General features: G+C 58.2%; 25 protein-coding genes and 1 riboswitch. Of the genes, 10 read left to right on the forward strand and 15 right to left on the reverse strand.

Features of this window, described 5'->3' with window-relative positions; genetic code table 11:
* The first annotated feature begins 282 nt into the window (after window positions 1-282).
* The gene (locus JK621_RS11575; RefSeq protein ID WP_212559923.1) at window positions 283-2010 is read left to right on the forward strand and encodes an ABC-F family ATP-binding cassette domain-containing protein; all 1728 of its coding nucleotides are present in this window, start codon (window positions 283-285) and stop codon (window positions 2008-2010) included.
* Window positions 2011-2075: 65 nt separating this feature from the next.
* Here the strand turns inward: JK621_RS11575 and JK621_RS11580 are convergent, their stop codons facing one another.
* Complete coding sequence (locus JK621_RS11580) at window positions 2076-2438, reverse strand: cupin domain-containing protein (protein WP_212559924.1); 363 nt, start codon at window positions 2436-2438, stop codon at window positions 2076-2078.
* Window positions 2439-2518: 80 nt separating this feature from the next.
* Window positions 2519-3331, reverse strand: a complete 813-nt coding sequence (locus tag JK621_RS11585; RefSeq protein WP_212559925.1) for an AraC family transcriptional regulator — start codon at window positions 3329-3331, stop codon at window positions 2519-2521.
* A gap of 266 nt (window positions 3332-3597) precedes the next feature.
* Between JK621_RS11585 and JK621_RS11590 the strand changes: the two genes are divergently transcribed.
* Complete coding sequence (locus JK621_RS11590) at window positions 3598-4824, forward strand: M24 family metallopeptidase (RefSeq protein WP_212559926.1); 1227 nt, start codon at window positions 3598-3600, stop codon at window positions 4822-4824.
* Window positions 4825-4863: 39 nt separating this feature from the next.
* Here the strand turns inward: JK621_RS11590 and JK621_RS11595 are convergent, their stop codons facing one another.
* The 5 genes from JK621_RS11595 to JK621_RS11610 all read right to left on the reverse strand — a co-directional run bounded on the left by JK621_RS11595 (window position 4864) and on the right by JK621_RS11610 (window position 8502).
* A complete protein-coding gene (locus tag JK621_RS11595) occupies window positions 4864-6240 on the reverse strand; it encodes a cation diffusion facilitator family transporter (RefSeq protein WP_212559927.1) in 1377 nt (458 codons plus the stop codon).
* A 25-nt stretch (window positions 6241-6265) separates the two neighbouring features.
* Window positions 6266-6445: a hypothetical protein gene (locus tag JK621_RS25520; protein WP_126482861.1), complete on the reverse strand. Its 180-nt coding sequence runs from the start codon at window positions 6443-6445 to the stop codon at window positions 6266-6268.
* A gap of 111 nt (window positions 6446-6556) precedes the next feature.
* Window positions 6557-6649: a protein MgtS gene (gene mgtS / locus JK621_RS11600; protein ID WP_013813036.1), complete on the reverse strand. Its 93-nt coding sequence runs from the start codon at window positions 6647-6649 to the stop codon at window positions 6557-6559.
* A 143-nt stretch (window positions 6650-6792) separates the two neighbouring features.
* Window positions 6793-7815, reverse strand: a complete 1023-nt coding sequence (locus JK621_RS11605) for a magnesium transporter (protein ID WP_212559928.1) — start codon at window positions 7813-7815, stop codon at window positions 6793-6795.
* Window positions 7816-7887: 72 nt separating this feature from the next.
* Window positions 7888-8061, reverse strand: a riboswitch (M-box (ykoK) riboswitch).
* Window positions 8062-8289: 228 nt separating this feature from the next.
* Window positions 8290-8502: a hypothetical protein gene (locus JK621_RS11610; RefSeq protein WP_212559929.1), complete on the reverse strand. Its 213-nt coding sequence runs from the start codon at window positions 8500-8502 to the stop codon at window positions 8290-8292.
* Window positions 8503-8806: 304 nt separating this feature from the next.
* Here JK621_RS11610 and JK621_RS11615 point away from each other — a divergent pair, with 304 nt between their 5' ends.
* From JK621_RS11615 to fusA, 4 genes are all read left to right on the forward strand, one after another.
* Window positions 8807-9823, forward strand: coding sequence for an iron ABC transporter substrate-binding protein (locus JK621_RS11615; RefSeq protein WP_212559930.1), 1017 nt, complete (start codon window positions 8807-8809; stop codon window positions 9821-9823).
* A gap of 25 nt (window positions 9824-9848) precedes the next feature.
* Window positions 9849-11432, forward strand: a complete 1584-nt coding sequence (locus JK621_RS11620) for an ABC transporter permease (RefSeq protein WP_212559931.1) — start codon at window positions 9849-9851, stop codon at window positions 11430-11432.
* Window positions 11429-12466: an ABC transporter ATP-binding protein gene (locus tag JK621_RS11625; protein WP_212559932.1), complete on the forward strand. Its 1038-nt coding sequence runs from the start codon at window positions 11429-11431 to the stop codon at window positions 12464-12466. The genes JK621_RS11620 and JK621_RS11625 overlap by 4 nt, the downstream gene beginning before the upstream one ends.
* 202 nt (window positions 12467-12668) lie before the next feature.
* Window positions 12669-14774, forward strand: coding sequence for an elongation factor G (fusA, locus tag JK621_RS11630; protein WP_212559933.1), 2106 nt, complete (start codon window positions 12669-12671; stop codon window positions 14772-14774).
* Between the two features lie 33 nt (window positions 14775-14807).
* Here the strand turns inward: fusA and JK621_RS11635 are convergent, their stop codons facing one another.
* Window positions 14808-15773 carry a DMT family transporter gene (locus JK621_RS11635; protein ID WP_212559934.1) on the reverse strand — a complete coding sequence of 322 codons (966 nt, stop codon included), beginning with the start codon at window positions 15771-15773 and terminating at the stop codon, window positions 14808-14810.
* Window positions 15774-15906: 133 nt separating this feature from the next.
* Window positions 15907-16569 carry a DUF2239 family protein gene (locus tag JK621_RS11640; protein ID WP_212559935.1) on the reverse strand — a complete coding sequence of 221 codons (663 nt, stop codon included), beginning with the start codon at window positions 16567-16569 and terminating at the stop codon, window positions 15907-15909.
* 349 nt (window positions 16570-16918) lie between these two features.
* Between JK621_RS11640 and JK621_RS11645 the strand changes: the two genes are divergently transcribed.
* Complete coding sequence (locus tag JK621_RS11645) at window positions 16919-17281, forward strand: GIY-YIG nuclease family protein (protein WP_212559936.1); 363 nt, start codon at window positions 16919-16921, stop codon at window positions 17279-17281.
* A complete protein-coding gene (locus JK621_RS11650; protein WP_212559937.1) occupies window positions 17281-17697 on the forward strand; it encodes a MarR family winged helix-turn-helix transcriptional regulator in 417 nt (138 codons plus the stop codon). The genes JK621_RS11645 and JK621_RS11650 overlap by 1 nt, the downstream gene beginning before the upstream one ends.
* A 46-nt stretch (window positions 17698-17743) precedes the next feature.
* On the opposite strand, the gene JK621_RS11655 is transcribed toward JK621_RS11650, so the two are convergent.
* The gene (locus JK621_RS11655; RefSeq protein ID WP_212559938.1) at window positions 17744-18571 is read right to left on the reverse strand and encodes an AraC family transcriptional regulator; all 828 of its coding nucleotides are present in this window, start codon (window positions 18569-18571) and stop codon (window positions 17744-17746) included.
* 235 nt (window positions 18572-18806) lie between these two features.
* Between JK621_RS11655 and JK621_RS11660 the strand changes: the two genes are divergently transcribed.
* Entirely contained in the window at window positions 18807-20240 is a 1434-nt protein-coding gene (locus tag JK621_RS11660) for an NAD-dependent succinate-semialdehyde dehydrogenase (protein WP_212559939.1), read from the forward strand.
* An 81-nt stretch (window positions 20241-20321) separates the two neighbouring features.
* Here the strand turns inward: JK621_RS11660 and JK621_RS11665 are convergent, their stop codons facing one another.
* From JK621_RS11665 to JK621_RS11675, 3 genes are read right to left on the reverse strand one after another with little or no spacing between them, the layout of a single operon-like run.
* Entirely contained in the window at window positions 20322-21227 is a 906-nt protein-coding gene (locus JK621_RS11665; RefSeq protein WP_212559940.1) for an alpha/beta hydrolase, read from the reverse strand.
* Window positions 21217-22113, reverse strand: a complete 897-nt coding sequence (locus tag JK621_RS11670; RefSeq protein ID WP_212559941.1) for an alpha/beta fold hydrolase — start codon at window positions 22111-22113, stop codon at window positions 21217-21219. The genes JK621_RS11665 and JK621_RS11670 overlap by 11 nt, the downstream gene beginning before the upstream one ends.
* Window positions 22114-22142: 29 nt before the next feature.
* The gene (locus tag JK621_RS11675) at window positions 22143-23198 is read right to left on the reverse strand and encodes a sugar phosphate isomerase/epimerase family protein (RefSeq protein ID WP_212559942.1); all 1056 of its coding nucleotides are present in this window, start codon (window positions 23196-23198) and stop codon (window positions 22143-22145) included.
* 141 nt (window positions 23199-23339) lie between these two features.
* Between JK621_RS11675 and JK621_RS11680 the strand changes: the two genes are divergently transcribed.
* Window positions 23340-23927 carry a TetR/AcrR family transcriptional regulator gene (locus JK621_RS11680; RefSeq protein ID WP_212559943.1) on the forward strand — a complete coding sequence of 196 codons (588 nt, stop codon included), beginning with the start codon at window positions 23340-23342 and terminating at the stop codon, window positions 23925-23927.
* On the opposite strand, the gene JK621_RS11685 is transcribed toward JK621_RS11680, so the two are convergent.
* Both JK621_RS11685 and JK621_RS11690 read right to left on the reverse strand, forming a co-directional pair.
* Window positions 23924-24229: a cupin domain-containing protein gene (locus JK621_RS11685; RefSeq protein ID WP_212559944.1), complete on the reverse strand. Its 306-nt coding sequence runs from the start codon at window positions 24227-24229 to the stop codon at window positions 23924-23926. The genes JK621_RS11680 and JK621_RS11685 overlap by 4 nt on opposite strands.
* Before the next feature lie 99 nt (window positions 24230-24328).
* A complete protein-coding gene (locus JK621_RS11690; protein WP_212559945.1) occupies window positions 24329-26209 on the reverse strand; it encodes a potassium transporter Kup in 1881 nt (626 codons plus the stop codon).
* Window positions 26210-26222: the final 13 nt, after the last annotated feature.

Below are 26222 nucleotides of genomic sequence, written 5' to 3' on the forward strand. Positions count from 1 at the left end.
CGAGTTATTGGGTGGTGGCGTATTCTGAAGAATAACCCTATACTCAGCTCACCTATTAACCAACATTATAAAAGGAGGATTACTATGCCGATGTGTGAATTGTTCTTTTACTCACACTTCTATAGTAATTGCCGCTGCTCAAGCATTACCGGTATCGTGCTGCGATAACCCAGGCTTGAGCGAAGCTTACTAAAATCTGAGTCCCTTCCCTCCGGCTTACCGGGTTGTCGTCAGCGATGTTTGACGATAGGCATTTGCATGCCTGTAACTCTCGAGTAAGCAATGAGCACATTATTATCTGCACAATCCGTCGGTTACGACAACGCGTTCGGCCCACTGCTGGCTGAGGTTTCCTTCGGCCTGAAAAAAGGCGATCGCATCGGTTTAATCGGCCACAACGGCTGCGGCAAAAGCACCCTGCTTAAAATCCTCAGCGGCGCCCTGCCCGCCAGTACCGGCAGCGTTACCCTCTCTCACCAATGCCTGATGGCGCGAGTGGAACAACATCTTCCCGCCGAATTGCATGGCTGCACCCTGCTGGATGCGGTACTGGCGCGCCTGCCGGAAAACCAGCGCGCCTGCGAAAGTTGGCAGGCGGAAGTCCTGTTGACCAGCCTGGGGTTTGCTGCGTCCTGCTGGACACTGACCGCCGGCACCCTGAGCGGCGGCCAGCATACCCGCCTGCTGCTGGCGCGTGCGCTGATCCGCCGGCCGGACCTGCTGTTGCTGGATGAACCCAGCAACCATCTGGATCTGCCGACGCTGTTGTGGCTGGAGCGGTTCCTGCAAAACTGGTCGGGCAGCTTCGTGCTGGTTTCCCACGACCGCTACCTGCTGGACAAGGTGACCAACTGCACCTGGATCCTGCGCGACAAAACCCTGCAGTTCTTCCGCTTGCCCTGCTCTGCGGCGCGTCAGGCGCTGGCGGAGAAGGATGCGGCGGATACGCATCGCCGCCAGGCGGAGCAAAAGGAGATCGACCGGGTGGAAAAAAGCGCCCAGCGGCTGGCGGTCTGGGGACGGGTGTACGACAACGAGGATCTGGCCCGCAAGGCCAAACAGATGGAAAAACGGGTCGACCGCCTGAAAGAAGATCAAACGCAACTGACGGCCGCTACCCAGTGGCGGCTCCGGCTGCGGGGCGAAGCCCTGGACGCCGATCGCCTGTTGGCCCTGCCGCAGCTGGATGTACGCCCGGCAGCCGATGCACCGGTGCTGTTTCGCCTGGCGCACCTGCGGGTGAAAAGCGGCGATCGCATCGCCATCGTTGGCCGTAACGGCTGCGGTAAATCCTCGCTGTTGCAGCATCTGTGGCGGGAATACCAAAGCGCCGTTTCCGGTGAGGTGGTATTTCACCCCAGGGTGCGCATCGGGTATTACGATCAGAGCCTCCAGCAGTTGCAGGATGGCGATACGCTGAGCGAGGCGTTGACGCACTTCGCTCCGCTGACCGAAGAGCAGCGCAAAATGGCGCTGATTGGTGCCGGTTTCCCTTACCTGCGCCATCAGCAGCGGATCGGCACCCTGAGCGGCGGCGAGCGTTCGCGCCTGCTGTTTGTCGGCCTGACGCTGGCCAACCATTCGCTGTTGCTGCTCGACGAGCCGACCAACCATCTGGACATGGAAGGCAAAGAGGAGCTGGCGGAAACCCTGCGTGAGTTTGCCGGCGCGGTGATGCTGGTCACTCACGACCGGATGTTGATAGAAAACAGCTGTAACCGCTTCTGGCTGATTGATCATCAACGCCTGGAAGAGTGGCAGGAGCTGGACCCGGTCTATGCCCGGCTGGCGGAAGAACCCGGTGCCGAGCCAGCAGCGGCCAGGCAAACCGCCGCCGGCGACAGCGACGGCTTACACCATGACGAAGAGCGGTTGTTGGCCTGCCTGTTCGAACTCGAGGCTAAACTGCAGGAGGATTTGGCGCGTAAAACCAGCCACCAAAAACCGGCGTTGCAACGGCAATGGCGCAACGAAATTGCTGAAATCACCGTCCTGCTGAAGCTAGACTGACCCTCACAGGCCGCCTGTTCTGGCGGCCTTATTATCCCCGCTACAGGCTTGCCGGGGGCGCTTGATCAAATCCAGACATCGTTGACCGCCGTGCGCTCTCCCCGTTCGTCACCGGTGTTCAACACGCCGCGAGGTTCGATAAGCATCAGTTGGGTTTCGATCTCGGCAGAGGTTTTGTGTTCGATGCCGCGCGGGACCACATACATCTCTCCCGCATTGACCAGCACATGGCCATCGCGAAAATCAATGCGTAAAACGCCGTCCAACACCATAAGGGTTTCATCGGTGTCGGCATGCGTATGCCAGACGAAGTCTCCCTGAATTTTGACCACTTTAAACTGATAGTCATTCATCTCGGCAATCACCTTCGGCTGCCATTGTTCAGAAAACAGAGAGAGTTTATGAGCGAAATTAATAGGTTGATGCATTTTCAGGCTCCTTGGTTAACAGGAACCCAGCATAGTTGCCCCAGCGGGCGGCAATCTTGAATGATTGTGCAACTTCTGGCTCAACTTCCGTTGATAAACCTCAGCCAGCGGCCAGGAGAAACGCCAAAATTGCTGATGAATTGGCGCGTCATGTGGCTTTGATCCGCAAATCCTGCATCGATTGCAATATCGGCCAGATGATGGCCCGCCAACATCCGCCGTCTGCAATGTTCGAGACGGCGCATAGTGACGTAGCGGTAAGGACTGGTGCCAAACAGCACCCGAAAATCCCGGCTCAGACTCCAGCGATCTCGGCCGCTGATCACAGCCAGCTCATCCAGGGTAATATTTTTATCGAAACAGGAATGGATATATTCCCTTGCCCTTTCAGCCGCCTGGTAGTCAAACGCTCGCCGTTGATAACGCTGCCCCCCGACAGTGGCCAGGGTCTGCGCCAGGTCATAAAGCGCATCCTCTTCCTCAAGCGTTTCAAAGGGATCGTCCATGGCCCTGAGCAAGGGTTGAGCCGCGGCAAAGAGCCTTGGGTCATCGGAAAGACCGCCCGGAATAAAGGGCAACGGCTTGCCGCCGAGTATCTTTTGGATCAATGCAGGTTCGATATAAACCATGCGGTATTGAAACCCCGCTTGCGTACCCGCCTCTCCGTCATGTAGCTCATCCGGATGCAATACCAGGGTGCCGCCGGGCAAGCTATGGCGCCTGCCGCCGCGATAGTTGAAACTTTGCACACCGGACAACGTGCGGCCGATGGCGTAGGTATCGTGGCGATGGAGCTCATATCCGTGGCCGCCGAAAAAAGCTTCGATACGCTCAATTTGCAGTGGGGACCGGGCCGGTTTTACCCAATCTTGCAGGTTTTTACTTCGTGACATGGGGAGATACCTGCATCTGTCGAGACAACGAGACTCTATTGATAATCGTTAAAGATCGGGTTGGCTAGTAGTTCCCGTTAAAAAAGACCATTTAACACAATGAAATCGATATCCCGGCATTGACGGCGTTGGGGAAAAGCATTGTGCCGTAATCGCTACCTTTCCTGTCTATTGGTGCCAAGTATTGCCGCCGCATTTTATTTATGATGGGACTAAGCACGCTGGGATATTGGCCCTGATATTGAACATTCCGCGAGGAGAAAAACATGGCTGCAGGTATTGGCGGTTGCACGCCGCAACAGGCTCTGGAACAGTTGCAACCCTTAACGGACAACCCGCCCGCAATCGCCGGCGGCGAGTATCGACAACGCATTCGGCACGCGCAGCGTCTGATGCGCGAAAACGACATTGATGCCTGTTATATCAATGCCGGCAACAATCTACTGTATTTTACCGGGACCTCTTGGTCGCCCAGCGAACGTATGGTGGGCGCAGTGATCCCGGCCGAAGGTGAAATCGCTTATATTGCGCCCTGGTTTGAGATAGGCACCTTCAAAGATGCGCAAGTCATCGAAGCCGAAATATTCAGCTGGCATGAGGAGGAAGATCCCTACCAGCTGTTCTTCACCCTGCTGGCGTCTTATGGGCTGACGGGCGCGGGCAGGCGGCGCAAGGTGGCGATTTGCGAAACCGCGTCGGTAACGCTGTTCCTCGGCCTGCAGCAGTACGCCGGCGATATTGAACTGATCGGCGCACAAACCATCACCGGTCACTGCCGCAGCCGCAAATCGGCGACGGAAATCGCACTGATGCAGACTGCGAATAACATTACCCTGAGAGTACAGCAGGCGGCGGCCAGCATTTTGCACCCGGGTATCACCGCCAGCGAACTCATCGATTTCGTTGATAAAGCCCACCGCAAAATGGGCACCACCGGCTCTTACTTCTGTATTGCACTCTTCGGTTCCGATAGCGCATTCCCGCATGGTGTGAAAGAACCCAAGCCTCTGCGGGACAACGATATCGTGCTACTGGATACCGGTTGCCGATATAAGGGATATTTGTCCGATATCACCCGCACCTATGTGTACGGCGAACCCAACGCCCGCCAACGTTTCGCCTGGCAAGCGGAGCATGAAGCGCAGGCTGCGGCGTTTGCCGTTATCGCGCCTGGCGTGCCCTGCCATAAAGTGGACGACGCGGCACGCGAAGTCCTGGCCTCTCATGGCTTCGGGCCGGATTATCAGTTGCCGGGCTTGCCGCATCGCACCGGACACGGTATCGGGCTGGACATTCATGAAGCGCCGTATCTGGTCCGCAAACGGCAGGAACAGCTCGATGTTGGCATGTGTGCCAGCATCGAACCCATGCTATGTCTACCTGGCGAGTTCGGCATCCGCCTTGAGGATCATTTTTACGTTACTGAAGGCGGAGCACACTGGTTTACCCCGCCGGCAAAATCCCTCGATGATCCTTTCGATCTGGCATCCTGACCTCTGCCTTGCGGCCACCCACCGTCGCCGCATGCAGGCTCACAAAGCGGGTTTGATCGGCTCCACGTGCCCTACCGCCCGCGAAATGGTGGGATAAAGCGCCCGCAGTTGGCGTTCTATGCGGTCCACCGCGTCGTGAGCCGCCACAATGGATGCTGCCGGCGACACCCGGCAATGGAAATTGACGATAATACCGTCCGCCGTTTTGCGCGCCCGAATGTTATGCACGTCCTGCACCATATCCCCCTTCTCCACCGCAGTTCGCAAGATCTGGCGAATGTTTGCCAGTTCATCCGGCTCTACGTCCTTACTGGCGACCCAGTGGTGCATTTGCGGTTCAAGGTGAGTTTCGATTTCCGTGTCTTCGCCGATGGCCTGGCGCAGCAGGTTTTCAATCTCGCTGGCGATATCGTGCGCCTGCGCCACGCTGGCGCTGGCCGGCACAGCCAGATCCATGCTGATCGACATGCGTTCCGGCAGTTGCTGCAACGCCACGTTTTGCACCACCGCGCCGTGATTGGCGGCAATCACCCGGATACGGGTCGCCATGTCCTCATCGCTGCGGGTTTGCGGGTTGGCAATCACCGTGGCTTCGGCATGGGCATACTGCCGCTCCAGACGCTCGGCGATGGACTGCTTCAGCGCGTTGATGCGCTCCAGCGGCAAGGTGCGACAGACGGCGACGGTCACCTCGATAAACAGGGCTGCACCGGCGTTGCGAATGCGGATATTCTCGGTCGCCAGTATCGCCGGAAAACTATCCAGCAACGCGCCGATCTCCTCTTTGGTACCGGCGGGCGCGGTATCCATCAGCGAATCGAACGAACGTTTACCCAGTTTCAGGGCTGCGACCACGATAAAACAGGCCACGATCAACGCCGCAATCGCATCTGCGCGGCCGAACCCCAGTAACACAAATACCATCCCCAGCAGCACCACGGCTGAAGACAGCATGTCGGAGAAGAAGTGCAGCGCGTCGGCCTCCAGCGCCGCGCTGTCGGTGGCCTTCGCCACGCGATTCAGCGCCCTGACGCGGAAATAGTCGACCACAATCGAGATCAACAGTACCGCAATCACTACCGGCGCGGCGACGATTTCATGCGCCTGCCCCAGCAGGCTGGTACCGGCCTCGTAAACAATCCAGCCCGCCGCGCCCAACAGCAGCAGCACTTCAAACAACGCCGCCAGATTTTCGACCTTGCCGTGACCAAAGTGGTGGTCCTCATCGGCCGGTTTGTCGCTGATGCGCACCGCCAGCCAGGTAATGCTGGTGGCGACAAAATCGGTGAAAGAGTGTATTCCTTCGGAAATAAGGCCAATACTGCCGGTAAAAATGCCTGCAGTAAATTTCCCGGTTGCCAATAGTCCGCTGGCTATCATCGAGTTTCTGGCAACGGACTGTTTTTCATTTTTCATAATACGGCTCACATTCCTGGGGAATTTATTTTTTCATTTTCGCAGACAATTGCCAGACAAAAGCAACCAGCAGCATACTACCCGAGAATGTCAGCATTAAACTAGTCAGGAATTCTGATTTTCCGGTTGAATAAAAATAAATCTCATTAACACCCACAGAGATCATTAAAATGGCATAAAGCAAACCAAGAATAAAAATAATCATTATCGTTTCACTCGTTAAAACCGCAGGCGGCGGTCAGCGTTTATCGGTATCCTCCCCGTCGTAAATAAAGCACTTCGGGGAGGATGCATTCTGGCGGTTCTTCAACGTTCATTAATCATCCCATTTGGTGCTCATATAGGCGGCCAACAGGCCCAGCGAGCTGATGATGCTCAGAAATCCTACAAAAATCGTCATATTTCCCATTATTACTTCCTCAGTTAACGGTTATCGATAAAAACCTCTTTAATTAAAAAGTGGGTTAAAGGATTGTTCATTGCTATTAACGCGCCTCCTTGTTGGGTGAGATAAAATGTCCGCTCCGGCAGCGACACGAAGCGGATTTCGGTTTAAATATTCAGAATGTGCTGGGCAATTTTGAAATAGATAATCAGGCCTGTGCCATCGATAAAGGTGGCGATAAAGGGTGCAGACACTACCGCCGGATCGATCCCCACTCTTTTCAGCAACATAGGGATAATCGAGGACACAATCGCGCTCCAGACGGTTATCGCCACCAACGACAGGCTGACGACCATCGTCACGTCCATTCCCACCCCCATGATCCAGGCGCGAACCCAGGCGGCGATACCGATAGTGGCGGCGATCAGCAGCGAGGTGGACACCTCTTTGCGGATCACCGCGCCCAGATTGCGCAGGCTGACCTCGCCCAGCGCCATGGCGCGTACCAGCGTGGAGGTGATCTGCGTACCGCTGTTACCACCGGTGCCAATCAGCAACGGGATGAAGAACGCCAGGGCGATCGCCGCTTCCAGTTGGTCTTCAAACGCTTTCAGTACGTTGCCGGTGTAGGCTTCGGCGACAAACAGCATCAGCAACCAAACCGAACGTTTACGCCACAGCGCCCAGGGGCTGGTTTCCAGATAGGGCTTGTCCAGCGGCAGGCTGGCACCCTGTCGCTGCGCATCCTCGGTATTTTCATCCTCAATCAGCCGGGCGATCTCTTTTTCCCCCAATACCCCGACCAGGGTTTTATTCACCACCACCGGCACCACGTCCAGCCCGCCCTTGCCCAATAAATGGGCAACGTCATTACGATCGTCGTCGGGCGATACCTGGAAATAGCTGTGGTTGATCATTACCCCAACGGCTTTATCATCGTCCGCGCACTGCAGCAATTTTTTAACCGATAGCGTGCCGCGCAATTGATAATCGTCGGCGGTGACAAACAGCTGGGTCGGAATTTCGTCCGTTTTAAGCTGTGAAAGAAAATATTCCTTGGCTTTATTGACCGTCATATTACCGGGGACGGTAATGAAATTGGCGTTCATATAGCCGGCTACCGAAGATTCGTCGAGAGTTTCGGTATGGGCCAGCGCCGGGGATGAGTAATTTTGATGTGACTTCATCATGTTAGTCCCTATTTCTGTTTAAACTTCAACAGCGAATCGCATAGGGGCGTTAACCACAGAGGGAGTGCAGACAGCCTATCTCCGCGTCCAGGTTTTAGCACTATACAACGTATCTGATGTATTTATCAGAAGTTACCTTGGGCTAAACCTTAATCCGATAAAGCCTGTCTTAACCTTGGGCATCTCTCGATGTCGTCAGATCAGTAACCTGTGTTTGTATAGGAGCCTCGCCAAACGAGATACTGCATATAAACTACGGGGGCATTATAGACGCGATTTTTTCACGGCAGAGGTAAATCTGGCCAACCGTTTATGAAACATTTAGAAAAAACAATTTTAACCACGAAGACAATAAAAATGCCCCCCCATTATTAGGATATCGACGAGCGATAATGGACCTATTGTTGTCGTATATTGCCCAGGAACAAAATACCCTAAATGACCTTAATGCCTGCCATAATGGCGGGCATGGATTTATAGCGGCTGGAACAGCGTCAGTTGCAACCCGGCCGGCGCTTCCAGCCGATTATTGCAATCTTCCCCAGACTGGCCGCTTTGGCGCAGCGAGTTTGGCCCGGCCAACTGAGGGTGCGACACGCGCTGAATGGCGGTCTGCTGGTGGCGCCATTCGGGCACTCGCTGGCGGGCGCCGCGCATTATTTTGTCAGCAACCCCGACGGCAAGCACGGCCGCGCCGTAGCGCAACTGGCAGACTGGTTTGAGAGTGAGATGGCGGATCCTGAGAAGGCGAGCACGTGAGGGAATATTTTCAACTGCCTGAATACGCTAGACATGAGGCAATCAGTTCAGAGTATTCAGGCTGAAGCTTAATTTTTCCTTAGGGCGAGTTAATTTATGAGCGAATGCAAAAAATAATTTAATACGAATCGTTTTCACTATCATTATGACTGTTCTTAGCTACAATCGGGCCTGCTTGCGCTCACCAGGCGATATTCGCTTTTCTTCTTCGACCTCTAAAAAGGATAACAGTATGAAGCTGCGTCTTTCTTCTCTGGGCCCCGTTGCCCTGCTCGCCTCATCAATGATGCTGGCGTTTTCCGCCCATGCGGCTTCTGCCGATGACGGCATCGTTATTTATAACGCCCAGCACGAGAACCTGGTGAAATCCTGGGTGGATGGCTTCACCAAAGACACCGGCATCAAGGTGACTTTGCGTAACGGCGGTGACAGCGAGCTGGGCAACCAACTGGTGCAGGAAGGCAGCGCGTCCCCTGCCGACGTTTTCCTGACGGAGAACTCCCCGGCAATGGTCTTGGTGGACAACGCCAAGCTGTTTGCCCCGCTGGATGCAGCGACGCTGGCGCAGGTCGAACCGCAGTACCGCCCGCAGCATGGCCGCTGGATCGGCATCGCCGCCCGTTCAACCGTATTCGTCTACAACCCGGCGAAACTGACCGAAGCGCAATTGCCTAAATCGCTGCTGGACCTGGCCAAGCCTGAATGGAAAGGCCGTTGGGCCGCGTCGCCATCCGGTGCGGACTTCCAGGCGATCGTCAGCGCGCTGCTGGAGCTGAAAGGCGAGAAAGCCACGCTGGAATGGCTGAAAGCGATGAAAACCAACTTCACCGCCTATAAGGGCAACAGCACGGTGATGAAAGCGGTCAATGCCGGCCAGATCGACAGCGGCGTGATCTATCACTATTATCCGTTCGTCGACGGCGCCAAGACCGGCGAAAACAGCAAAAACGTCAAACTTTATTACTTCAAACACCAGGATCCGGGCGCGTTCGTCAGCACCTCCGGCGGCGGCGTACTGGCTTCCAGCAAACACCAACAACAGGCTCAGGCCTTCGTGAAGTGGATCACCGGCAAGAATGGCCAGGACATTCTGCGTACCAATAACGCCTTCGAATATGCGGTAGGCGTGAACGCAGCGTCCAATCCTAAACTGGTGCCGCTGAAAGAGCTGGACGCGCCGAAAATCGACGCTTCGCAGTTGAACGGTAAAAAAGCAGTTGAACTGATGACCGAGGCCGGGCTGCTGTAAGCCGGTTTTAGAGAGCTTTTACCTTATGTCGAATATTGGCCTTAACGCCACCGGCGCCACGCCATGTTATACCACTACCCGGCGGCATCAGCGGCCGGGGGTGTTTATCGTGGCGGCCGCCCTTTTACTCTCCCTGTTGGCCCTGTTGCCGCTGGGGTTTGTCGTCAGCGTGGCGTTTGAAACCGGCTGGCAGACGGTAAAAGCTCTGGTATTCCGCCCCCGGGTGGCCGAACTGTTGCTCAACACCCTGTTACTGGTGGTCTTCACGCTGCCCATTTGCGCCATTCTGGGGGTCACACTGGCGTGGCTGACGGAGCGCAGCACGCTGCCGGGCCGCCGCATCTGGTCGCTGCTGGCGACCGCGCCGCTGGCGGTTCCGGCATTCGTGCAAAGCTATGCCTGGATCAGCCTGGTACCCTCGATGCATGGGCTGGGCGCCGGGGTGTTCATTTCGGTCCTCGCCTACTTCCCGTTTATTTATCTGCCGGCCGCAGCGGTGCTGCGCCGCCTGGATCCCGGCATTGAAGACGTCGCCACTTCGCTCGGCACCCGCCCCTTGGCGGTGTTTTTCCGCGTGGTGTTGCCGCAGCTCAAACTGGCGACCTGGGGCGGATCGTTACTGATCGCGCTGCATCTGCTGGCGGAGTACGGCCTGTACGCCATGATCCGTTTTGACACCTTCACCACCGCCATTTTCGATCAGTTCCAGTCCACCTTTAACGGCCCGGCCGCCAATATGCTGGCCGGGGTGCTGGTGCTGTGCTGCCTGGGCTTACTGCTGCTGGAGGCCGCCAGCCGAGGCCGCGCGCGTTATGCCCGCGTCGGTTCCGGCAGCGCCCGCAGCCAAACCCCCTACCGCCTGGGGCCGGTAACGACTCTGCTTGCCCTGTTACTGCCTTTGAGCCTTAGCGCGCTGGCGCTGGGCGTGCCCTTTATCACCCTGGCGCGCTGGCTGACGCTGGGCGGGATTGAGGTCTGGCGCAATGCGGATTTACTGCCCGCATTGCTGCAAACGCTGTCGCTGGCCGCCAGCGGTGCGTTGCTGATCACGCTGTGCGCCATCCCGATGGCCTGGTTGTCGGTTCGTTATCCGGCGCGGCTGTATCGGCTGCTGGAAGGCTGCAATTACGTCACCAGTTCGCTGCCCGGCATCGTGGTGGCGCTGGCCCTGGTGACCATTACCATCCACAGCTTCCGGCCGATTTATCAGACGGAAATCACTCTGCTGTTGGCCTACTTGCTGATGTTTATGCCCCGGGCCTTGATCAACCTGCGTGCAGGTATTGCCCAGGCGCCGGTGGAGTTGGAAAACGTGGCGCGCAGCCTTGGCCGTTCGCCGGCGCAGGCGTTGTGGAGCACCACTTTGCGGCTGGCCGCCCCCGGCGCGGCTGCCGGTGCAGCCTTGGTGTTTCTGGCGATAACCAATGAGCTGACCGCGACGCTGTTGCTGGCGCCGAACGGGACCCGCACGCTGGCGACCGGTTTCTGGGCGCTGACCAGCGAGATAGACTACGTGGCGGCCGCACCTTACGCACTGATTATGGTGGCGTTATCGCTGCCATTGACCTGGCTTCTTTATTCTCAATCTAAACGCACGGCGGGATTATGAGCACGCTTCAACTGCAGGGTATCGGTAAGTCCTATAATTCGGTCAAGGTGCTGGAGCACGTGGATTTGCAGGTGGCGCAGGGCAGCCGCACCGCGATTGTCGGCCCTTCCGGCTCGGGAAAAACCACCTTGCTGCGCATTATCGCCGGCTTTGAAATACCGGACAGCGGCCAGGTTATCTTGCAAGGCCAGCCGATGGCCAATGGCAGCGGCTGGGTACCGGCGCATCTGCGCGGCATTGGCTTTGTACCGCAGGACGGCGCGCTGTTCCCGCACTTTACCGTGGCCGGGAATATCGGTTTCGGCCTGAAGGGCAGCAAGCGTGACAAGCAGCGGCATGTTGATGCGTTGATGGACATGGTGGCGCTGGATCGGCGGCTGGGCGCGCTGTGGCCGCATGAGCTTTCCGGCGGGCAACAGCAGCGGGTGGCACTGGCGCGCGCGCTGTCTCAGCAACCCAAGCTGATGCTGTTGGACGAACCCTTCTCCGCCCTGGATACCGGCCTGCGCGCCGCAACCCGTAAAGCGGTGGCGGAACTGCTGGCGGAAGCCAGGGTGGCGTCCATTCTGGTGACCCACGATCAGACGGAAGCGCTGTCGTTTGCCGATCAGGTCGCGGTGATGCGCAATGGCCGGCTGGCGCAGGTGGGCCCGCCGCAGGATCTCTATCTGCGACCGGTGGATGAACCGACCGCCACCTTCCTGGGGGAAACCCTGGTGCTTTCGGCCAAACTTGAACACGGCTGGGCCGATTGCGTTCTGGGCCGGATTGCGGTGGACGATCGCCACCGCCAGGGACCTGCCCGCATTATGCTGCGCCCGGAACAGATCCAAATCAGCCTGTCCGAGCCGGCTCAGCAGGGCCAGGCGGTGGTCACCAGCATCGATTTCGCCGGTTTTGTCTCGACCCTCAACCTGCGCATGAGCGGCAGCGACGCCGCTATCGAAATAAAAACCGTCAGCCGCGAAGGCATCCGCGCCGGTTCCCAAGTCTGCCTGAATATCATCGGGCAGGCGCATATCTTTGCCGGGTAACCTTCCGGGGCGGTTCGCCGCCCCGATCATTCAGGCTCCACCTATCGCAGCCATTGCTTAGTAAATCCCCCTTCATCAACTACGATTATTCTGTGACCGATTCATTCCCTTTACAGGTCAAGAAGGTAACCCATTGAGGATTATCATAATTATTCATACTATTTAAGCCGCCCTTCTTTAACGCGGCTAAGAAAGGTTAATTATGGCACGTACTACCCCTATCGAACGCTACCGCAATATCGGCATCTCGGCGCACATTGATGCCGGCAAAACCACCACCACCGAGCGGATTCTGTTTTACACCGGGGTCAGTCACAAGCTGGGGGAAGTGCACGACGGTGCGGCCACCATGGACTGGATGGAGCAGGAACAAGAGCGCGGCATCACCATTACCTCGGCGGCGACCACCTGCTTCTGGAACGGCATGCAGCATAATTATCCGCAGCACCGCATCAATATTATCGATACCCCAGGACACGTTGACTTTACCATCGAGGTCGAGCGCTCAATGCGCGTGCTGGACGGTGCGGTCATGGTCTATGACTCGGTGGGCGGCGTACAGCCGCAGTCAGAAACCGTCTGGCGGCAGGCCAATAAATATAAAGTGCCGCGGCTGGCTTTCGTCAACAAAATGGACCGCGTCGGCGCCGACTTCTTCCGCGTGCGCAAAATGATGATCGAGCGTTTGAAAGCCAATCCGGTGCCTATCGTCATCCCGATTGGCGCCGAAGACCACTTCACCGGCGTGGTGGACTTGGTGCGCATGAAGGCCATCCTGTGGGACGAAGCCTCGCAGGGCATGAGTTTCAGCTTTGAAGAGATCCCGGCCGAGCTACGCGATTCCGCGCAGGAATGGCGGGATAAAATGATCGAGGCCGCGGCCGAAGGCTCGGAAGAGCTGATGGACAAATACCTCAACCAGCAACCGCTGAGCGAAGAAGAGATTGTTCGCGGCCTGCGCCTGCGCACCATAGCCGGTGAAATCCAGCCGATGCTGTGCGGCTCGGCCTTCCGCAACAAGGGCGTACAGCGCATGCTCGACGCGGTGATCGAACTGATGCCCTCGCCGCTCGACGTGCCGCCGATGGAAGGCCATGACGAGCACGACAATATCGTTATCCGCCACGCCGCCGACGACGAAAAATTCTCGGCGCTGGCGTTCAAGCTGATGACCGATCCCTTTGTGGGCCAACTGACCTTCATACGGGTCTATTCCGGCGTGCTGGCCAAAGGCAACAGTGTCTATAACCCGATCAAAGACAAAAAAGAGCGCATTGGCCGCATCGTGCAGATGCACGCCAACGATCGCAAAGAGGTCGAAGAACTGCACGCCGGCGATATCGCCGCCTGCGTGGGGCTGAAAGACGTCACCACCGGCGACACCCTGTGCGACCCTAACGCCATTATCACGCTGGAGAAAATGGTGTTCCCGGAACCGGTGATTGCGCAGGCGATCGAACCCAAGACCAAGGCCGACCAGGAAAAAATGGGCATCGCGCTGCAACGCCTCACCTCCGAGGATCCTTCGTTCCGCGTTCGCACCGACGAAGACTCCGGTCAGACCATTATTTACGGCATGGGCGAGCTGCACCTGGAAATTATCGTCGATCGCATGCGCCGTGAATTTGGCGTGGCGACCACCACCGGCAAACCGCAGGTGTCTTACCGCGAAACCATCCGCAAACGCGTGGTCGACGTGGAGGGCAAATTTGTGCGGCAGTCCGGCGGTAAAGGCCAATATGGTCACGTGGTGTTAACGGTGGAACCGAACGAACCGGGTAAAGGCTTCGAGTTCTTCGATGAAATCAAGGGCGGCGTGATCCCGGGCGAATATATACCTGCGGTAAAAAAAGGCCTGCTGGAGGCGCTGAACAACGGCGTGCTGGCCGGCTATCAGATGGTTGACGTCAAGGTGCATCTGACCTTCGGCTCATACCACGACGTCGACTCCTCTGAGCAAGCCTTCCGCATGGCGGCGATCTTTGGCTTTAGAGAGGCCTGCCGCGAGGCTGACCCGGTGATCCTGGAGCCGATCATGGCGGTAGAGGTGGAAACGCCGGAAGACTATGCCGGCAGCGTGATGGGCGATCTGTCGTCGCGGCGCGGTCTGGTACAGGGCATGGAGGATATCCCCGGCGGCGGCGGCAAGGAGATCCGCGCCAAGGTGCCGCTGTCCGAGATGTTTGGTTACTCGACCACCCTGCGCTCGATGTCCCAGGGCCGCGCGACCTACACCATGGAGTTCAGCCACTACGCCGAAGCGCCGCGCAACGTGGCCGAAGAGATCATTCACCACAGTAAACGTTAAGCTGTTCACCGCCTGCCGCGTAAGCGGCAGGCGTCACTCGTTCTCTGCCAACCGCACTATCACCGGCTGCGGTTTGATGCGCATCGCGTACACCACCCCGATCATCAGACAGGCGATACCGCACAGCGTCAACAGCGGCGGCCACGTCTGGCGCAGCATGAAGGTGTAGGCCAGCCCCGCCAGAATTTCGAAGACGATCAGTGGCCCCACCAGCACCGTCGGCAGGCGCTGGCTCGCCTCATTCCAGCACAGCGCGCCAATCCACGAACACAGTATGCCGATGGCAATCATCAACGAGACAAACACCCCCGGCCGTGGCCCAAACGGCAGCGCGAACGCCGGTTGAGTAAGGGCCAACTGGCCGCAAACCAACAGGTAGCCCGCCAACGCCAACGGCAAGGTAACGACCCCCTGCGCCGTCGCCCAGGTGGCCGGCCTCTGGTCTGGATTTTCCCGCAGCCAGCGGGCATTGCGCAGCGGGAACCAGGTCCAGCAGGCCACCGCCAACAGCGCCAGCCCCAAACCGCTGATATAGCGCCAGAGATCGAGCGGTGCCGCATTGCCCTTCAGTTCGGCGACGTTGACGAATGCCAGCCCGCAAGCGATCAAAACCAGCGCCGGCGTTAGCTTCCGCCAGGAAAGTCGCCCGTCATGACGGCTGTAGAACAGGTTGGCGGTCACCGAAATCACCACCGGCAACGTGCCGATAATCATGGTGGACACCGGCGCACCGGTGCGTTGAATGGCGCTGGCAAGGCACAGGTAATACAGCAGGTTGCCGATCGCCGTCAGTTTGAGCGCCTCGAGCCAGTCTTTACGCTGCAGCTTTTTCAACCGGCGACGATCGAGCCACGCCAACGGCAAGGCGATCAGGCCAAAGGCCAGGTAGCGCCCGGTGGACTGTAACGCTGCAGGATATTCGGGGATTAATACCGGTCCGACAAAAATCAGCCCCCACATCAGCCCGGCAGAGAGGGCAAATAACACGCCAACAAACATAGTGACTCCATCAACCCGTGAATGCATTTCAGGGGCAGCGTAGCGCAATCCACGGTGGCGATATTGTAGCAGGTTGCTGTTTTAGCGGGTCGACCTGGGAAACTACGTCAAGCCTGTTTTTTATGGCGATATTTTAGCCGGTCTGAGTCGTTCTCTTCGTTGGCTGATCTGATGAACCGAAAGCCAGGCATAGAGTATGAGTCTTGATGTCTACAGGCCAGGCCGCAATACATTGTTCAAGTTTGGCGCGATTGTCTGCGAAGAGCGCACGAATCCCCTCCTCATAGCCAGGCAAGTCTCCGGCGATCGCCTGCATGAACTGATAAGCAGCCTCATGAGCTGCCCGTTTTTGTTCACGCGCCCCCTCCGAATGCATGGCTTCGTCTACCAGACGCCTGAGTATAGCGGATGCGCTGCCGGGCCGGGCGGTTAGCCAATCCCATTGACTTGGCAGCAAGGTTACCTCGCGAGCAACGACACCTAATTTTGGCCGACCCCGTCCTTTCGATTCGGCGGAATCGTCTTCCTGCGTATCTCCCGACTTGTCCCGGCGGGTGGCATAACGCCCCGTGAATTGTTGGGGAGGACAGGAAAGCCTCTCTACGACGTCGGCATCGGACCCTCGCAGGTCCAAGTCGATCACGCCGCCTGTCATATCATCAAAAACAAGAAATGTTCTTAACGATCCCTTCTCGATCTCATTTTTAACGGCAAGTGCAACCTCAACCAACGGACCTGAGAACAGCAACTGTTGATCACCAAAGGCTGTCGACGCCTTCGACAGGTATTCAGACATGCATTCAACCTCAATGGGATGTTAAGGGGCCTTAATATACCCGGATAAAATTAATAGTAAATATTATGAAGACAGTTTCATTCTGATTGGTCGCCTTTTTGACGACATCCGCAAAACTTGCAACGACCGGTGGCTTATAACAGCAGCAAATTCAAACTGTAACCCCATTTACCGGTGATGAGAGGCCCTCTTCCAGCGGCTCGCCGTCAACCCCAAATTTTCATGCGGCATAGCGATAGGTATATTTACCCGGGTATTATTGACACGTAATATTATCCGGGTATTATTCGTGAAAATGCATATCGCTGACAACAACGCCATGACTTACCTGAAACCAAGAGGAGGGATAATGACAGACAAACAAGCGCTGAAACGGCAGTACCTGGACACGAAAACCCGGGCAGGGGTGTATGCGATCCGTAACAAGATCACGGGGCGAGTATTAGTTGCAGGCAGTGCTAACGTTCAGGGAACACTCAACCGGCACCGTTTTGAACTGCGATATGCACAACATCGGAACATGAGACTCGCGCAGGATTGGGTCGAGCATGGTGAGAGTAACTTTCTCTTTGAGGTACTCGACATGGTTAAAGCCAGTGAAGATCCCGCTTTCGATGCCGCGCGGGAATTGGAAATGTTGGTGAGCCTGTGGCGCCAGGAAATCCACTGCCCCGACCAACTTAGCTACGACGAACCCGGAAGGAAGCCTTAATGAACGCAAATCTCGATTTTTGTTTGGCGTTATATCGTGCTCAGGCCAATCTGCAACTTAAGCTTGACGATGAATTGGGCACATATCATGGCATCAGCTTCAGTGACTTTACGCTACTGAATGTTATCGCGCGATCGGACGGCGATCGGGTAAAGATATCAGTACTCGGGGAGCAGATGGGTAAACCGCAATCAGCCGTAGTGCGTCAATTGATCGTTCTCGAAAAAATTGGCCTCGTAGCACGCGACAGCACCGATGGGCTTCGTCAGGTCGTGCTTCGCGCGCCCGGCCGTGTATTGGTGAACGTGGCGCGTGAAACTGCAGCGAGTGTTGGCACAAAAGCTCTCGAGTCATTTACCCCGGCAATGGTGGCAACTGTTTTCGCCGCAATGGTGACGCTGGCAGACGCGCCTTAAAGTCATTAATCCTGTCATGCACTAACCAGCGTATAAATGGCGATACTTAGCGAGCCATGACCTGTTTTTGATAGCGCACGGGCGTGACACCGTAACGGTTGGCGAAAGCGCGGGTTAAATGCGCCTGATCGGTTAGCCCGGCTGCGGCGGCTACCTGCGCGGCCGGCATGCCGCGCCCCAGCATCAGCTTGGCTTGCGCAAGGCGGATCGCCATCAGCATCTGCTGGGGCGATACATGGTATTCGGCTTTGAATTTGCGCAAAAAATGATACGGACTGAGCGACACCAACGCCGCCAACTGATCCAGCGTAATAGCGGCGGAAAAGTTATCGCGCAGGTAGGTTTTGACGATGTCGAAACGGTGCGCCGGCTCATCTTTCAGCGGCCGGGCGGTACGCGCGTGGGGGCGGAAAATCGCCACCACTTGCAGCAGCAGGTCGTCGATCGTCATCGGATCCCGGGCTTGCCACAGAGCGGCCAGCGTCGCCGATAGTTGCCGCGCCGCCTGCGGATCCTGGCGTACCGCATCGGTAAACCAAAACCCCTGCTCGCCGGACAGCAGCTCCAGCGCCCCGGGTTCAAGATAGAGCATCCGATAATTCCAGCCGCCGGCCGTTTCCGCCTCGCCGGTGTGCAGCTCATCCGGGTTCATCAGCACCAGCGAACCCGGTGCCGCCAGATGCTGCGCGCCACGATAACGGAAGCGCTCGGCGCCGACATCGACGGTGCCGATGGCGAAAGCGTCGTGGGTATGCGGTTCGAAGACATAGCGCTCGATATGGGCGTGGTAAAGCTCTACGCCCGGCAGTTGCGGCAACTGCCGGAACTGTGCGCAATCTTTTTCGAAGGGGAACTGCTGTGGAACACCCTGCACGCAACCTCCATCGCCTGCGCCCTACCGCCTTGCATCAAGGCCGAATCTGGCTTGTATGATAGTCAAACCCACGCCGTTTGAGTAGTGCGCAACGCGGTTCCCTGGACGATCGCGCTCATTCGGCGTAGGGTATTTTACCCATCGCCCGGCGCCTGTTGATCGGCACCGGCGGGTTTGATTATCCTGCCGCAGAGCAGGAAAACGGTGTTTAACTCCCTGAAAGTAAGAGGCAACAATGTATCCAGATACTCAACTCTATATTGACGGACAATGGCGCGGCGCAGTTGCCGGCAAAACCATGCCGGTCACCAACCCCGCAACCGGTGAGGTAATCGGCAACGTGGCGCACGCCGCACAGGCCGATCTCGATCTGGCGCTGGCCGCTACCGAACGCGGTTTTAAACTCTGGCGCGACACCTCCGCCTATCAGCGCGCCATCCTGATGCGTAAAGCCGCCGCCTTGCTGCGCGAACGCGCAGACTCTGTCGCCGCCATCATGACGCAGGAACAGGGTAAACCGGTGGCGCAGGCCAAGGTTGAGATCCTTAACTCGGCGGACGTCATCGACTGGTTTGCCGGCGAAGCCAGCCGCACCTACGGCCAAATCATCCCTGCCCGCAGCCGCGACGTTCAACAGCAAACCCTTAAGCTGCCGGTCGGCCCGGTTGCCGCCTTTACGCCGTGGAACTTCCCGATCAACCAGATCGTGCGCAAGCTGTCCGCCGCACTGGCCGCCGGTTGCTCGATCATCATCAAAGGCCCGGAAGAAACCCCGGCCTCACCGGCAGAGCTGATCAGAGCCTTTGCCGACGCAGGCATCCCGGCCGGCGTGATAGCGCTGGTGTACGGCACCCCGGCGGACATCTCCGAATACCTGATCCCGCACCCGACCATTCGCAAGATCTCGTTCACCGGCTCCACCCGCGTGGGCAAACATCTGGCAGCGCTGGCCGGGCAGCATATGAAAAAGGCCACCATGGAGCTGGGCGGCCACGCGCCGGTGTTGATTTTTGACGATGCCGATCTCGACGCCGCCGCCAAAGAGCTGGCACTGGCCAAGTTCCGCAACGCCGGCCAGGTCTGTATCGCCCCAACCCGCTTCCTGATCCAGCAAGGCGTCTATGAAGCCTTTGTAGAGAAATTCACCGTAGCGGTGCGCGACATCAAACTGGGCAACGGATTGGATGAGGGCGTGACCATGGGGCCAATGGTGCTGGAGCGCAGCGTCGCCGCCATCGATGCCTTCGTGAAGGACGCCATCGACCAGGGCGCCAAGGCCAGCACCGGCGGCAACCGTCTGCCGGGCAGCGGCAACTTCTTTGAGCCAACGGTGCTGCGCGACGTCCCGCTGAGCGCGCGAGCGATGTCCGAAGAGCCGTTTGGCCCGGTCGCCCTGCTGCGTCCGTTTGCCACCTACGAGGAAGCGATCGCCGAGGCTAACCGCCTGCCTTACGGTCTGGCGGCCTATGCCTATAGCCGCAGCATCGCCACGGTAACCGCGCTGGGGCGCGATGTGGAAAGCGGCATGCTCAGCATCAACCATATCGGTTTCGGCCTGCCTGAGACGCCGTTTGGCGGGGTGAAAGACTCCGGTCACGGCACCGAAGGCGGCAGCGAGGCGATCGAATCCTATCTGGAGACCCGCTTCGTCACCGTCGCCGGCCGTTAAACTCCCATAGCCGGAAACGCCAATGCCCCGCAATCCACATGCGGGGCATTAATCACACCAGATGCCGCATTCAGCACCCGATTAAACGGCCTTGTCGAACAGCACCCGCGCCGCCGGGGTTAACCCCAGCATATGAATGCAGGCATGCACCATGCCCGGCAGCCGCTCGCAGCGCACCGCCACCCCGTCCTCACGCAACCGCTGCGCATACTGCTCGGCCTCATCGCGTAACGGATCGTACTCGCAGCTCAGAATGGTCGCCGGCGGCAACCGCCCCAGGGTGATTGCATGCAGGGGTTCGGCGTAAGGGTCGCGCGGTTTCCCCTCTTTACCCAAATACGTCGCCCAGCAAAACGTCATCACTTCCCGGGTCAAGAAATACCCCTGCGCGTAGTCGTCGTAACTGGCGGTATTCATCGCGCCGCTCAGCGCCGGATACAGCAACAGCTGATGCTCGATTTGCGGCCCTGCGCGGTCGCGGGCCAGCAACGCCACGGCCGCCGCCAGATTGCCGCCTGCGCTGTCGCCGCCAACCGCGATGCGCCCGGCGATAATCCCCAGCGCATCCGCCTGCTCAGCCACTGCGCACAATGCCTGGTAAAAATCCTCCAGCGGCCGAGGGAACGGATGCTCCGGCGCCAGCCGGTAATCGACCGACAGGATCAACCGGCCCGTGGCATTGGCCAGCGCCTGGCAAGGCCGGTCATACAGCGCCAACGACCCCAGGCACCAGCCGCCGCCGTGGGCGTACAGCATGGCCGGCAAGGGGCCTTCCCCCGCGCCCAGCGGTAAATAGGCGCGAATGGCGATTTCATGGCCGTCGTTGGCGGTGACCGTAAAATCCCGCACGCCGCCGCCGGCTTCAGCTTCGCCCTGCAACTGCAACAACCCAGCCTCGGCGGCGGCGCGCATCTCGGCCAGGGAGGCGGGTGCCGCCGCACCTGCCGTATCCGCCAGAAAACGGGCAATCTGCGTATCAAGCGGCATCGGTCTGCGCCTCTGACAGGAAAGACACCACCAGCGCGATAAACGCCTCGTGACACTCTTCGGTAATGAAATGACCGCAGCCGGCGACCGTCTCACCCCGCAGATCCACGGCGTTATCCCGCAACGTGACAAAAGGCGCATCGCCAGTGGCGTGCTCTGCGCCGATGGTCATCACCGGCATTTCGAGCCGGCTCTCGGCACGCCGCTGGTTTTGCCGCACGGTCTCGGGAATGGCGCGGTAGTAATCAAAGCCGGCGCGCAGGCTGCCCGGTGCGGAATAAGCGGCGATATAGGTCTCTGCAGCCACCCGATCGCGGCGATAAGACCAGCGGTTAAAGATGTAGCCGAGATACTCCCTCTCGCGCCCCAGCGTCAACGCCTCCGGCAGATCCGCCAGTTGGTTGAACATGAAATGCCACAGGAAGATGTTTTGGTCCGGCGCCACAAAAATCGGCGGTGCGGGGGCCAGCCCTGGGATCACCGCTTCGGTCAGCACCAGTCTTTCCACCGCCTGTGGATAGTCGCTGGCCATCGCATAACCGATCCACATGCCAATATCGTGGCCGACCAACGCATAACTCGGGTGCCCAAGCTGCAGCATGGTCTGGTGCAGCACGGCGGCGACGCTGCCGGTGTCGTAACCGCCGGTGGGTTTATCCGAATCGCCGATGCCCGGCGGATCCACCGCAATCGCCTTAAAGCCGGCCGCTGCCAGCGCCTGCATCACATAGCGCCAGGTATACCAGGTCTGCGGCCAGCCGGGGATCAACAATACCGGCCGGCCTTCGCCGAGGGTGACGCAGTGAATGCGGTTGCCGTTGACCCGTGCATAGACGTGTTCGGGTTCAGGTCCATTCAGCATGGACCCGTTATTTTGCATTTTCATGGGTGTTCTCCGTGGTGGAATAGCGTGGCTCAGCGCAGGCCGAGCAAAGTATTGATCTGTTGTTGGTCGACCGGCGCGCCGGCAAAGTCATCAAACACCTTGTCGGTGACGTTGATGATATGGTCGCGGATAAAAGCCGCCCCTTCACGGGCGCCGTCCTGCGGGTGCTTGAGGCAGCATTCCCATTCCAGCGTCGCCCAACCGGCGTAGCCGTGTTGCGTCAGCCGGGAGAAAATGCCTTTGAAATCCACCTGGCCGTCGCCCAGCGAGCGGAAACGCCCGGCGCGTTCGGTCCACGACTGGTAACCGCCATAGATGCCCTGCCGCCCGGTCGGGTTGAACTCGGCGTCCTTGACGTGGAACATGCGGATAAAGTCTTTATAGATATCGATGTAATCCAGGTAGTTCAGCTGTTGCAGCACGAAGTGGCTCGGATCGAACAGGATCTGGCAGCGCGGGTGACCGCCGACGCGCTGATGGAACATTTCAAACGTCACGCCGTCGTGCAGGTCTTCACTGGGGTGAATTTCATAACACAGGTTCACGCCCTGCTCGTCGCAGGCATTCAGCACCGGCAACCAGCGTTTCGCCAGTTCATCGAACGCCGTCTCGATCAACCCGGCCGGGCGCTGCGGGAACGGGAACAGATAGGGCCACGCCAACGAACCGGAAAAAGTGCCCATGTCGCTCAGCCCCAACCGCGCGGAAGCTTTGGCCGCCAACAGCAGCTGTTGCCGCGCCCATTCGCCGCGAGCCTGCGGGTTGCCGTGCAGCGCCGGCGGCGCAAAGCTGTCGCACAGCGCGTCATAAGCCGGGTGCACCGCCATCAACTGACCAAAAATGTGGGTGGTCAGTTCACTGACGACCAGCCCCTTGTCTGCCAGCATGCCGATCAGTTCATCGCAGTAAGTCTGGCTTTCCGCGGCGGTAGCCAAATCGAACAAGCGGCGATCCCATGCGGGGATTTGCAGCGCTTTAAAACCGGTGTCCGCCGCCCATTGCGCAATGGCGGGCAGGCTGTTGAAGGGGGCGGTATCGTCACTGAATTGTGCGAGATGCAGGCTTGGACCTTTCAAGGTTTTCATCGTAAACTCCTATTGGTTGTCGATTGACAAACAATAGGCTTAAATGAATCCTGCAGCAAGCAGATTTTAGAAATTCGTTGGCGTCGGGGGCGATTTAAGCGATCCTATCCCACTGAATGACAGGCAAACAGGAGCCGACCGATGGCAGGCAGACCACGCGAATTCGACCGTGAACAGGCATTACTGAAGGCACGGGATCTCTTCTGGCGCCAGGGATACGAAGGCACCTCGATGTCGGATCTGGTGGCCGAACTGGGTATCGCCTCCGCGCGTATTTACAAGGCGTTCGGTTCGAAGGAATTGCTGTTCCGCGAAGCCATCGCCAGCTACGAAAGCCATGAAGGCGGCTTTGCCGAGCGCGCGTTCAGTGAGGAAACCGGCGTGCGGGCGGCGATAAAGCGCCTGCTGGAAGACGCGGTGGCGCTCTATAGCCGCGCCGATCTGCCGCAGGGTTGCATGGTGGTCTCCTCCGCCGCCAGCGTCAGCGCTGAAAACAGCGGCATCAAAACCTGGCTGGCGGAACACCGCCTGCTGCGTACCCAGGGCATTATTGAGCGGCTGCGGCTGGCGGTGCAAAACGGGGAGCTGCCGGCGGATACCGACGCGGACAGCCTCGGCGATTACTTCGCGGTCTTTTTGCACGGGCTATCGATACAAGCACGTGACGGCGTCACAAAAGAGCGATTGCTGGCGGCAGTTGACGTGGCGTTGTCCGCGCTGGGCGATTAATTCTCGGGTAAATCGACAATCACCAGCGTGCCGTGGCTGCCCGCCAATACGCGGTGCGGCACGCCGGCCATGGCCTGATACAGTTGCCCGGCGTTCACCGTAATTTCTTCGCCCTGCACCGCCAACCGCAGTTGGCCTTCAATCACCAGCAGCGCCTCATGGTATTCGTGAACCTCATCGTCAATGGCGCGCTGATCCATTCGCAGCACTTTGATATTGGCCGAACCGACGCGCCCCAGGATGCTGGAACGCCATGCCTGCGGCAAACCGGCCGCCAAAGCAACAAGATCGAACTGTGACATAAACCCTCGGAGCAAAGCCGCGCACATCGCGCCACCGCACTATAGCCTGCGCCATGCTTGCGGCTAAATAACCGTTGCTTTTAACCTATAGCCAGACCGTCACACCGGCACCCGGCGGCTGATCTCAACCACCTGATCGCTGGGGAGGTAGTAGTAATCCGTCACGTGCATGCCGTTACGCACCATCAACGCAAAGATACTGCGCTGCCACGCCGGTAACCTGTCGTTGTCTTCGCGGCGCACCACGGTTTCATGCCCCAGATAGTAGGTGGCATCGTCAAAATTAAACCCGGTTTTCTGCGCCTCGGCGTGGTGCAATAACCGGGGGATGTTCGGCCGCTCCATAAAGCCGTAACTGGCCACGCCGCACCAGAAGCCCGGTGACTGTTGCCGCATCACCAACCGCTCGGCATTCGCCACGCGCGGTTCGTTCACGATCATGATGTTCAGCGTCAATACATCGGTGTGCAACGAGCCGTTACGTTTGACGTGCCATTTCATCACCGGCGGCGTGCCATTCATACTACGCGTAAGAAATATCGCCGTACCCGGTACCCGAGGAATGGCCTGCGCTTCGATCTGCGCCAGGAAATCCGCCAGCGGCATGCTCTTTTCACCCAGAGTGCGTGAAGCTGCCGCCACGCCGCGATGCCAGATCAGCATCACGCCATAAACCAGGCTGGCCAGCAGCAACGGTACATAGCCGCCCTGCATCACCTTGCTGAGGTTTGCCAACAGGAAACTGAGATCGACGATAAAGAAGCCTCCCGCAACCAGCAAACTGGTGACCCTTCCCCAGCGCCACACTTCACGCATCGCCACAAACAGCAAACCGCTGGTCATGATCATGGTAAGCGAAACGGCGATGCCGTAAGCGGCGGCAAGGTTATCGGAGGATTTGAAGAACACCGTCAGAAAGACCGTCACCGTCATCAGCAACCAGTTGATGGCGCCGATGTAAATTTGGCCGTAGCTCTCCTCGGTGGTTTGCTTCACCCGCAGGCGCGGCAACCAGCCAAGCTGAATCGCCTGACGGGTCATGGAAAAGGCCCCGCTGATGATCGCCTGGCTGGCGATGATGGTGGCCAGAGTGGCCAGGATCACCAGCGGGATTTGCAGCATCGGCGGACACAGGCGGAAGAAGATATTTTGAGTGACGTCCGCGCCAGAAAGAATTAGCGCGGCCTGCCCGGCATAGTTCAGCAACAGGCTGGGGAAAACGATGCCAAACCAGGCGAGCCAGATCGGCTTTTTGCCGAAGTGCCCCATATCGGCGTACAACGCTTCTGCGCCGGTAACGCAGAGGAAAACACCGCCCAGCACCAGAAAACTGGTCACCCCGTTTGAAAACAGGAAATCAATGCCATACAGAGGATTCAATGCCATCAGCACCGTAGGGTGCTGGATAATGCCCCAGATGCCCAACGCCGCGATGGAAAAAAACCACAGCGCCATAATCGGGCCAAACACCTTGCCGATACGTGCAGTGCCCAGCGGCTGAATGGCGAACAAGCTGACCAGGATCACCACCGCCGCAGGTAAAATATAGGGCTGCGATTCAGGCAGAACAATGTTCAACCCTTCCAGCGCCGACAAGACCGAGATCGCCGGGGTGATCGCCCCATCACCATAAATCAGCGCCGCACCGAACAGGCCGGCGAACACCACCATCGGCCGGGCGCTCTTCTTGCTGACCAGCAGCGACATCAGCGCCATAATCCCGCCCTCGCCGCGGTTATCGATCCGCATGGCGAACATGGCGTATTTGAGCGAGGTCACTATCACCAGCGTCCAGAAAATCAGCGACAACAAGCCGAGGATCACCGGGGCGGACGGCGCATCGCCAGACAGATAAAGCACGGTTTTCAGCGTATACAGCGGGCTGGTGCCTATATCGCCGAACACCACGCCCAACGCGCCGCCGGCCAGCAGCGGCAGACTCATTTTTGGCGTTTGTTCCAGCTCGTTTTCTGCAGTCATCGGACATTCCTGT

This window comes from Serratia plymuthica, assembly GCF_018336935.1.
GTDB classification, from domain to species: Bacteria; Pseudomonadota; Gammaproteobacteria; order Enterobacterales; family Enterobacteriaceae; genus Serratia; species Serratia plymuthica_B.

Bases quoted from the DNA above. Each gene is read 5' to 3' on its own strand.
- JK621_RS11685 (WP_212559944.1), bottom strand. From the start codon at position 24,229: ATGTCACAGTTCGATCTTGTTGCTTTGGCGGCCGGTTTGCCGCAGGCA.
- JK621_RS11585 (WP_212559925.1), bottom strand. From the start codon at position 3,331: ATGTCACGAAGTAAAAACCTGCAAGATTGGGTAAAACCGGCCCGGTCC.
- JK621_RS11590 (WP_212559926.1), top strand. From the start codon at position 3,598: ATGGCTGCAGGTATTGGCGGTTGCACGCCGCAACAGGCTCTGGAACAG.
- JK621_RS11640 (WP_212559935.1), bottom strand. From the start codon at position 16,569: ATGTCTGAATACCTGTCGAAGGCGTCGACAGCCTTTGGTGATCAACAG.
- JK621_RS11670 (WP_212559941.1), bottom strand. From the start codon at position 22,113: ATGAAAATGCAAAATAACGGGTCCATGCTGAATGGACCTGAACCCGAA.
- JK621_RS11675 (WP_212559942.1), bottom strand. From the start codon at position 23,198: ATGAAAACCTTGAAAGGTCCAAGCCTGCATCTCGCACAATTCAGTGAC.
- JK621_RS11620 (WP_212559931.1), top strand. From the start codon at position 9,849: ATGTCGAATATTGGCCTTAACGCCACCGGCGCCACGCCATGTTATACC.
- JK621_RS11615 (WP_212559930.1), top strand. From the start codon at position 8,807: ATGAAGCTGCGTCTTTCTTCTCTGGGCCCCGTTGCCCTGCTCGCCTCA.
- JK621_RS11650 (WP_212559937.1), top strand. From the start codon at position 17,281: ATGAACGCAAATCTCGATTTTTGTTTGGCGTTATATCGTGCTCAGGCC.
- JK621_RS11660 (WP_212559939.1), top strand. From the start codon at position 18,807: ATGTATCCAGATACTCAACTCTATATTGACGGACAATGGCGCGGCGCA.
- JK621_RS11635 (WP_212559934.1), bottom strand. From the start codon at position 15,773: ATGTTTGTTGGCGTGTTATTTGCCCTCTCTGCCGGGCTGATGTGGGGG.
- JK621_RS11625 (WP_212559932.1), top strand. From the start codon at position 11,429: ATGAGCACGCTTCAACTGCAGGGTATCGGTAAGTCCTATAATTCGGTC.
- JK621_RS11605 (WP_212559928.1), bottom strand. From the start codon at position 7,815: ATGATGAAGTCACATCAAAATTACTCATCCCCGGCGCTGGCCCATACC.
- JK621_RS11645 (WP_212559936.1), top strand. From the start codon at position 16,919: ATGACAGACAAACAAGCGCTGAAACGGCAGTACCTGGACACGAAAACC.
- JK621_RS11595 (WP_212559927.1), bottom strand. From the start codon at position 6,240: ATGAAAAATGAAAAACAGTCCGTTGCCAGAAACTCGATGATAGCCAGC.
- JK621_RS11690 (WP_212559945.1), bottom strand. From the start codon at position 26,209: ATGACTGCAGAAAACGAGCTGGAACAAACGCCAAAAATGAGTCTGCCG.
- JK621_RS25520 (WP_126482861.1), bottom strand. From the start codon at position 6,445: ATGATTATTTTTATTCTTGGTTTGCTTTATGCCATTTTAATGATCTCT.
- JK621_RS11580 (WP_212559924.1), bottom strand. From the start codon at position 2,438: ATGCATCAACCTATTAATTTCGCTCATAAACTCTCTCTGTTTTCTGAA.
- JK621_RS11575 (WP_212559923.1), top strand. From the start codon at position 283: ATGAGCACATTATTATCTGCACAATCCGTCGGTTACGACAACGCGTTC.
- JK621_RS11680 (WP_212559943.1), top strand. From the start codon at position 23,340: ATGGCAGGCAGACCACGCGAATTCGACCGTGAACAGGCATTACTGAAG.
- mgtS (WP_013813036.1), bottom strand. From the start codon at position 6,649: ATGGGAAATATGACGATTTTTGTAGGATTTCTGAGCATCATCAGCTCG.
- fusA (WP_212559933.1), top strand. From the start codon at position 12,669: ATGGCACGTACTACCCCTATCGAACGCTACCGCAATATCGGCATCTCG.
- JK621_RS11665 (WP_212559940.1), bottom strand. From the start codon at position 21,227: ATGCCGCTTGATACGCAGATTGCCCGTTTTCTGGCGGATACGGCAGGT.